This window comes from Candidatus Synechococcus spongiarum SH4 (assembly GCF_000586015.1).
Lineage (GTDB): Bacteria > Cyanobacteriota > Cyanobacteriia > PCC-6307 > Cyanobiaceae > Synechococcus_B > Synechococcus_B spongiarum_F.
Genome location: NZ_JENA01000066.1, coordinates 1 through 7,995, shown reverse-complemented (window position 1 = coordinate 7,995; position 7,995 = coordinate 1). Strand labels below are relative to the sequence as shown.

General features: G+C 57.5%; 7 protein-coding genes. 5 read left to right on the top strand and 2 right to left on the bottom strand.

Going from position 1 to position 7,995, the window contains the following annotated elements:
* Positions 1-79: 79 nt before the first annotated feature.
* Both BG35_RS12005 and BG35_RS0104485 read right to left on the bottom strand, forming a co-directional pair.
* Positions 80-646 (bottom strand): DUF4276 family protein, encoded by a 567-nt coding sequence (locus tag BG35_RS12005; protein ID WP_071994782.1) that lies wholly within the window; start codon positions 644-646, stop codon positions 80-82.
* Entirely contained in the window at positions 643-2,025 is a 1,383-nt protein-coding gene (locus tag BG35_RS0104485; protein WP_236619782.1) for an AAA family ATPase, read from the bottom strand. Before BG35_RS0104485 ends, BG35_RS12005 begins: the two co-directional genes overlap by 4 nt.
* A gap of 101 nt (positions 2,026-2,126) precedes the next feature.
* Between BG35_RS0104485 and BG35_RS0104475 the strand changes: the two genes are divergently transcribed.
* The 5 genes from BG35_RS0104475 to BG35_RS0104460 all read left to right on the top strand — a co-directional run.
* A complete protein-coding gene (locus tag BG35_RS0104475; RefSeq protein ID WP_025781884.1) occupies positions 2,127-4,178 on the top strand; it encodes a DEAD/DEAH box helicase in 2,052 nt (683 codons plus the stop codon).
* Entirely contained in the window at positions 4,171-4,494 is a 324-nt protein-coding gene (locus BG35_RS13615; protein ID WP_236619781.1) for a hypothetical protein, read from the top strand. The genes BG35_RS0104475 and BG35_RS13615 overlap by 8 nt, the downstream gene beginning before the upstream one ends.
* Positions 4,415-5,368, top strand: a complete 954-nt coding sequence (locus BG35_RS10275) for a GIY-YIG nuclease family protein (protein ID WP_236619780.1) — start codon at positions 4,415-4,417, stop codon at positions 5,366-5,368. The genes BG35_RS13615 and BG35_RS10275 overlap by 80 nt, the downstream gene beginning before the upstream one ends.
* 187 nt (positions 5,369-5,555) lie before the next feature.
* Positions 5,556-6,209 (top strand): ATP phosphoribosyltransferase, encoded by a 654-nt coding sequence (hisG, locus tag BG35_RS0104465; protein ID WP_025781883.1) that lies wholly within the window; start codon positions 5,556-5,558, stop codon positions 6,207-6,209.
* A 2-nt stretch (positions 6,210-6,211) separates the two neighbouring features.
* The coding region (locus BG35_RS0104460; protein ID WP_071994781.1) for an ABC transporter ATP-binding protein at positions 6,212-7,995 on the top strand (1,784 nt) is incomplete at its 3' end.

Sequence of the window (7,995 nt, the reverse complement as noted above, 5' to 3'; positions counted from 1 at the left end):
CCCCGAAGAGCACCCTGCCTGCTTGCAAGCTGGGGCACACCCAGCACTTTCTGGGAAGCCGTCACCCCAAGGCTAGCCGCTACGCTTTGGATCTCGATTGGTCTTTTTCAATTAACTGCTTCAAAGTTCTGATGAAAACATTAAAACTTTTAGACTTGTTCTTTGTCAAGTCAAAATGCTGGCTGATATTTCTTGCCCGCTGAACCTTGGTCGGAATGTTGATTAAGCCTTTGAGTTCTTGCGAAGCATTTCCCAATCTATCCGGATTACGAAACTTCGCCTTGTCTTGAATTTTTGCTTGAGGATAGGCTCGTCTGATTGCCTCTAAATCACCCAGAAACCAACTCTCCAATTCTTGACAAATAATTCGCACATGAAAATCTCTGTTGTATGGATATGCTATATTATACAATTCTTGTTTTATCGCAGCACAATCACCTCCATCATTATCTTGAAGGATGATAAAATGCGGATTTCCATAATTCCATCCTCTTATTTTCTTGGGAATCGATTTTTTCAAGTCACTCTTACCTTGAAACGACAAGACAAGCCAGTCTACTCCTCGCACGGAATCAGGCCACAGTTGGGGAATGACAACTTTCAAGCATTCTCCCATGGATTGTTCTTCGGTGAGGAGTACGATCATCTGTTTGCTCTCCGGCTGAACCCTTCAAACATTCCTTGTTCCCATAGATAGCCCGCCTTATCTCCCGCTTCAATCTGGCCGCGCACAAGAGGATCTGCGGTAAAAGGCATGATTCTGGAGACACCTCTATCCTTTTCAATCAAGAATAAACTCTCCAGTGGTATCGCATTAAGAAATTGTGGTGAATGGGTGGAAACAAACACCTGACCCCCTTTTCTGGCGTACTCTTGAAACTCTTCTGCAAGGATGGTCATCAGCTCTGGATACAACTGATTTTCGGGCTCTTCTACACAGAGAACTTTATGGGGTTTGGGGTCGTGCAGTAACAGCAGATAGGCAAACATCTTGATTGTGCCGTCGGAAACGTTGAAATCAAAAAAAGGATCCTGGAAAGCGTTATCGGCGTAGCGAATCAGAAGACTGCCGTCCTCACTGATTTTGGCTTCAATATCGGAGATGCCGGGCACTCTTTCCCGTACTTTCTGTAATACCGTTTCAAAAATGTCTGGATGATCTTCCTTCATGTGTAAAGCGACTGAAGGGAGATTGTCTCCTGAACGAGAAAGATGAGTGCCCAACTCTTGATTTTTCTTACCTCGTGCTTCATTAATATGAAAATCCGAGATATGCCAATTTTCTATCAATTCGCGAAATGCTGTTGCGGCTTTGAAGCGTTTGAGTTGTCCAAGGCTGCTAATGGCCAGCACGTCTGGATTAACCGCCTGCTCTTCTCTGGTAAGCTCTGTATCAGGTTTGCTGAAGTCTTCTTCATTGCTGACCGCAATCCCTTTGCCCTGGGAAAAATCAATAAAATGAAAAGGGGCACCGTAGGCGGCGCGCTTATACCTTAATATCTCACGACGCACCACAGGCCGCTTACGATCCAAACCAATTTCCACATGATAGGTCACCAAACGCTTTTTACTTGCAATAATCAAGTAAAACTTCAATTCAATAAGGATACTCTCCGACTCCCCAACGCCACGGGTGACCACGTCTTTGAATCCCTTAAAGCCGCCTTCGTGTTGTAATGCCATGCGAACGTTCTGTGACAAACAGCTTTTTAGAAACGAGAACACACGAAACAAGCTGGTTTTGCCCACACCGTTCTTGCCGACAAAAACTGCTAGTTGAGGCAGTTCGATCAGGTCAATGCTTTTGAGTGCCTTGAAGTTTTCAATGTGAATTTCTTCAATCATGGCTGCTGCTCCTGGGTTGAACCTGGGCATTCCGCCTCCACCTCTGCCACCGCCCCATCCGCGAGCCCATCCAGGGCCAACCTTGGCCTGTGGGCTGTGGTCCTGCTGGAGGCTGGTGTTGCGTTGCCATGGGGTCAGGCTAGCCACCAACCCCCATGGTGTCCAGTCAGCCTGCTGCAAGTAGGCCCCCGCCCATATGGTAAGATCTCACAACCCAAGTACTCTGACGCGGCTTCCCGCATGGCATGGTTTCTTGATCGAGTTTTGATCGGCGCTGGCAGATGACCCGCTTCATTCCTGCCGTCTCCCTCGCCACGGCCCGGAACGGCAGTTCCACCAGGGCCAACGAACTGGGAATGCGCCCCATGCAGGAACGGGCCTACGGGAAGCGGGGGGAGCAGTATCTGCTCATCAAGTCGCCGCCCGCCTCCGGCAAGAGCCGGGCGCTCATGTTCATCGCCCTGGACAAGCTGCACAACCAGTGCTGCCGGCAGGCCATTGTCACCGTGCCGGAAAAGGCCATCGGCGCCAGCTTTGCCGATGAGTCCCTGTCAAGGTTCGGCTTCTGGGCCGACTGGAGGGTTCAGCCCCACTGGAACCTGTGCAACGCCCCAGGCAGCGAAGGCGGCAAGGCGGAATCCGTGGGGGCGTTCCTGGAGAGCGGGGATCAGGTGCTGGTGTGTCCCCACGCCACTTTCCGCAACGCCATCGACACCTTTGGCGTGGAGGCTTTTGACCACCGGCTCATCGCCGTGGACGAGTTTCACCATGTTTCCACCAATCCCGACAACAGGCTGGGCGCCCAGTTGACTGAGTTGATGGCGCGGGACAAGGTGCATATTGTGGCCATGACGGGATCCTACTTCCGCGGCGATACCGAGCCCGTGCTCATGCCCAACGACGAGGCCAGGTTCGAGACCGTCACCTACACCTATTACGAGCAACTGAACGGCTATCAATATCTGAAGCAGCTTGATATTGGCTATTTCTTCTACACGGGCACCTATGCCGATACCATCCTCAAAGTGCTGGACCCCAACGAGAAAACCATCATCCACATCCCGTCCGTCAATTCACGGGAAAGCACCAAGGACAAGATCAGGGAGGTGGAACACATCATCGAGGAATTGGGGGAATGGCAAGGAGCCGATCCCGCAACCGGTTTTCAGCTTGTGCAAACATCCACGGGTCGAGTGTTGCGCATTGCCGACCTGGTGGATGATGATCCCGTCAAGCGGGACAAGGTATCAGCAGCACTGAAAGATCAGGCCCGGAAGACCGACCGGGACCATGTGGACATTATCATTGCCCTGGGCATGGCCAAGGAGGGGTTTGACTGGATTTGGCGCCAACACGCCCTGACGGTTGGCTATCGCTCCAGCTTGACGGAGGTGGTGCAGATTATTGGCCGCGTCACCCGGGACGCGCCGGGCAAGACCCGGGCCCGCTTTACCAATCTGATCGCCGAACCCGATGCCTCTGAAGAGGTGGTCACCGAGGCGGTGAACGACACCTTGAAGGCCATTGCCGCCAGCTTGCTCATGGAGCAGGTGTTGGCGCCCCCCTTCAGATTCACCCCCAAGGCAAGTGGTCCGCGGGAAGGTTTCGACTATGGGAAGGAAGGCTATAGCTCCGACAGGTGCAACGTGGGCTTTAACGAGAACAATGGTGAAATGGAGATTGAAATCACGGGACTTGCCGAACCCAGGAGCCCGGAGGCAAAACGCATTTGCCGGGAAGATCTCAACGAATTGACGGCCGCCTTCGTTCAGGACCGGACATCCATCGAGCGGGGACTGTTTGACGAGGAACTGGTGCCGGAAGAATTGAGTCAGGTGCGATTGGGCAAGATCGTCAAGGACAAGTATCCCCACCTGGATGCACAGGATCAGGAGGCTGTCCGTCAGCGGGTCAGTGCGGCGGTTGCGTTGATCCAGAGGGGCAAGCAAGCCGTGAATGATGAAGGTCGCTCCGTTGATGGCGGCGGCAATGGGCTGATTCAAGGGGTGCGTAAATTTGCCATGGACGTGCGGGAACTGGACATCGACCTGATCGACCGCATCAACCCGTTTGGCGAGGCCTACAGGATCCTCGCCAAGGCCATGGGCGAGGCAAGCCTGAGACAGGTGGCGGCGGTCATCTCGGCAAAGAAGGTGCGGCTTACCCCGGAAGACGCCCGTGAATTGGCCAAGCGGGCTGTGAGATTCAAGCAGGATCACGGACGACTACCTTCTCTTACTGCAAGCGATCCGTGGGAGAAGAGAATGGCCGAAGCCGTTGCGTTCCTCGTCCGCCTGAAGCGAAAACAGGAGGCTGCCAATGCCAATGGCTAAGAAATTCACTGAGGAAGACGACGCCCTTCTGGCCCAGTTGGGTGTTGAAGCCGAAACCAGGGCGGAGCCGAACCGCACCCCGGAGCAGGAACGGGTCATTGCGGGTTTTGAAGAGATTCGGCACTTCGTCTCGGAGCACGGCCACATCCCAGGGCATGGAGAAGATCGCGACATCTTTGAGCGTCTCTATGCTGTGCGGCTGGAGCGCATCCGTGGGCAGGCGGATTTCCGCGCCCTTGTGGAACCCTTTGACCACCAGGGGACTGCTTGCCGCGCCGCCCCATGGGTCCGAGACGGACAAGGAAGCACTGGATGATGCCCTCCTGGCGGAACTTGGGGTGGACGGGGACACCTCTTTCATCACCCGCTTGACCCATGTGCGCTCAAGTACGGAAAGACAAGCTGCCGAGGAGATCGCCCGCCGCAACCCATGCAAGGATTTCCACGCCTTCAAGCCCCGCTTTGAACAGGTTCAGAAGGAATTGGCCACCGGCTTGCGGAACGCCCGTCCCTTCAAGGAAAACAAGGGAAACACGGAAATTAACGTGGGTGATTTCTTCATTGTGGGCGGCCAGAAAGCCTATGTGGCCAGGAAGGGGCGTCAATCCTTCACCAGGGACGGCAAGAAGGATGCCAGGCTCCGGGTCGTCTTCGACAATGGCACGGAAAGCAAAATGCTGATGCGTTCACTTCAACGCTCCCTCTATAAGGATGACACCAGTCGACGAATTACCGCGGCAATTCGAGGGCCACTGTTTGCGGATTATACAGAGGAAGGAGATAGATCCAGCGGCACAATCTACGTTCTGCGCAGCCATTCCAAATTGCCGAATGTAGCAAGAAATCGTGATCTCATCCATAAGATTGGCGTAACCAATGGCAAGGTGGAACAACGCATCAGCAATCCACAGCTTGATCCCACGTTTCTCATGGCAGAGGTGGAGATTGTCGCCACTTACAAACTCTACAACATCAACAGCAAGAGATTTGAAAACCTCATCCATCGAATTTTTCAACCTGCACTGCTTGAGATCAAAGTCAAGGATCGTTTTGGCAATACCGTGGCCCCCCGTGAATGGTTTCTGGTCCCTCTCCACGTGATTGATCAGGCCGTTGGAAAAATCCAGGACGGCGCCATCACAGGCTACATCTACGACCCCCAGGAGTCATGTTTGAAGCGCTTGGATTGAGGGAATACTGAAAAACCTATGGGACAGTCAGCCCTGAAAGGGTCCCCCACGGCCCGGCGGGGGCCGGCAGGCTTTTCAGGCGGGGAACAGGGATTTCTCGTGGCGCCCTGTTGCCGGTGGCCTGGCCGATTGTCCGCCCAAGCTCCTAGGATTGAAGCTCTTAGGCTCAAGTTGCTGCAAACGCTTCGTGATCACCGTTGCCCTGGCCAAAGGAGCGCTGTTGCAGGACAGCATCGCGTGCCTGCAAGCGGCAGGGTTGGACTTCACCGCCCTGACCGCCCCCGGCAACCGGCAGTTGATGGTGGACAGCCCCTGTGGCCGGGCCTGCGCCCTGCTGGTGCGCAATGCCGACGTGCCGGTGTACGTGGCCTACGGGCAGGCCCAGTTGGGGGTGGTGGGGGACGACGTGTTGCGGGAACACCCACAGGAGTTGGCCCGGCTGGCGGATCTGGGATTCGGGGGTTGTCGCATGGCCGTTGCCGTGAAACGCAGCAGCCCCTACCGTCGCGCCGCGGATCTGCCTGCCCATTGCCGGGTGGCCAGCAAGTTCATCCATTGCGCCCGTACGTTCTTTGACAGCCTGGATCTCCCCGTGGACCTGATCCAGTTGCAGGGATCGGTGGAACTGGGGCCGCTCACCGGCATGTCGGAAGCCATTGTGGATCTGGTGGCCACCGGCCGCACCTTACAGGAAAACGGCCTGGTGGCCATTGAAGATCTGTTCTTCAGCACGGCCCGGCTGGTGGGGAATCCCCTGGCGTTGCGCATGGACCGGGGACCTCTCCAGGCGGTGGTGGAAGCGGTGCGCCATGGGGTCCCGGCCCGGTCTCGGCAGCCATAGCCATGGCATCGGCCCCGGAGCAGCAATGGCATGGCGATCCCGACAGCCCCATGGGCTGGCGGCGGATGGCGCCCTATTTCCGGACCCAGCGCAAGTCCATTGCCCTGGCGTTGGCGCTACTGGCGCCCGTGGCCCTTGGCAATGCGCTGCAACCGTTGCTGCTGGGTCAGGCCGTGTCCCTTCTCCGCCAGGAGCCCATCCTTCCCTGGTTGGAGCAACTGGGGGCCGCCAACTCCCTCAACCTGCTCATCGGACTGCTGGCCCTCACCATGGTCACCGGTCTGGTGTTGCAGGGACTGCTCAGCTATACGGTGCAAAGCGTGGGGCAGTTGATGACGGCTCGCATCCGCAGCGATCTGTTCGACCATGCCCTGGCGCTGGATTTGCACTTCCATGTGCGCACCCCCGTGGGTCTGCTGTTGACCCGTCTCACCAACGATGTGGAGGCGGTGGCCGAGATGTTCGGCAACGGTGCCATCGGGGTGTTGGCGGAGCTGGTGTCCCTGCTGGTGATTGGCGCCACCATGATGCTGGTGGACCCGCGGCTGGGCCTGCTTTTGCTGCTCATCCTGGCGCCCGTGACGTGGATCGTGATCGGGCTGCAAACCCGTTACCGCCGCGCCAACTATCGGGTGCGGGAAGAGTTGGGCAGCCTCAACGCCGATCTTCAGGAAAATCTCCAGGGGCTGGAGGTGGTGCAGATGTTCCGCCGCCAGCCCCGCAACAGCGCCCGCACCGCCGCCAACGTGTCCCGCTACAGGCGGTTCACCATGCAGACCATCAGGCTGGACGCCACCATTTCCTCCCTGCTGGAGTGGGTGTCCATTGCCGCCATTGCCCTGGTGATCAGCGTGGGGGGCTGGCTGGTGCTGCGGGACACCCTGGCCCTGGGCACACTGGTCACCTTCGTGCTCTATGCCCAGCGGCTGTTCAATCCCCTGCGCCAGGTGGCTGAGCGGTTCACCTTCATTCAAGCCGGCCTGACGGGGCTGCAGCGCATTGGCGAACTACTGGATCAGCCCATCCGGATTCAGGACAGGCCCGGCGCCATTTCCTTGCCGCGCCCCATTTCTACTGGCGAGGTGGTGTTTGAACACGTCACCTTTGCCTACAATGCACGGGACGAGGTTGCGGTGATCCGGGACCTGAGCTTCCGCATTGCCCCTGGGGAGACCGTTGCCCTGGTGGGGGCCACGGGTTCGGGGAAAAGCACGGTGATCAACCTGCTCTGCCGCCTGTGGGAACCCCGACAGGGGCGCATCCTCCTGGATGGCGTGGACATCCGGGATCTGCCTCAACAGGAGTTGCGCCGGCGGCTGGGGGTGGTGCTGCAGGATACCTTCCTCTTCAGTGGGGACGTGGCCGCCAACCTGCGGCTGGGACAGACCATCAGCCGCCGCCAGCTTCAGCAGGCCTGCGAAGAGTTGGGCCTGGGGCCGTTGATTCGCAGCTTGCCCCAGGGGCTGGACACGGAACTACGGGAACGGGGCGCCAATCTTTCCGCAGGGGAACGGCAACTCCTGGGGGTGGCGCGGGTGGCTTTGCGTCAGCCGGACGTGCTGGTGATGGACGAGGCCACAGCCCACCTGGATCCCTCCACGGAAGCCACGTTGCAGCGCAACCTGGCGGGCCTCCTGGAGCGGAGAACCGCCATTGTCATCGCCCACCGCCTGAGCACGGTGGAAGCCGCTGACCGCATCCTGGTGCTCCGCCGTGGTCAACTCATCGAGTCGGGCAGCCACGAAGCGCTGAAGGCCCAGGGTGGTCTGTATGCCCAACTGGCTCG

What these genes read in the sequence shown, in the direction of transcription:
- BG35_RS12005 (WP_071994782.1), bottom strand. Translation starts at nt 646, where the DNA reads ATGATCGTACTCCTCACCGAAGAACAATCCATGGGAGAATGCTTGAAA.
- BG35_RS0104475 (WP_025781884.1), top strand. Translation starts at nt 2,127, where the DNA reads ATGACCCGCTTCATTCCTGCCGTCTCCCTCGCCACGGCCCGGAACGGC.
- BG35_RS13615 (WP_236619781.1), top strand. Translation starts at nt 4,171, where the DNA reads ATGGCTAAGAAATTCACTGAGGAAGACGACGCCCTTCTGGCCCAGTTG.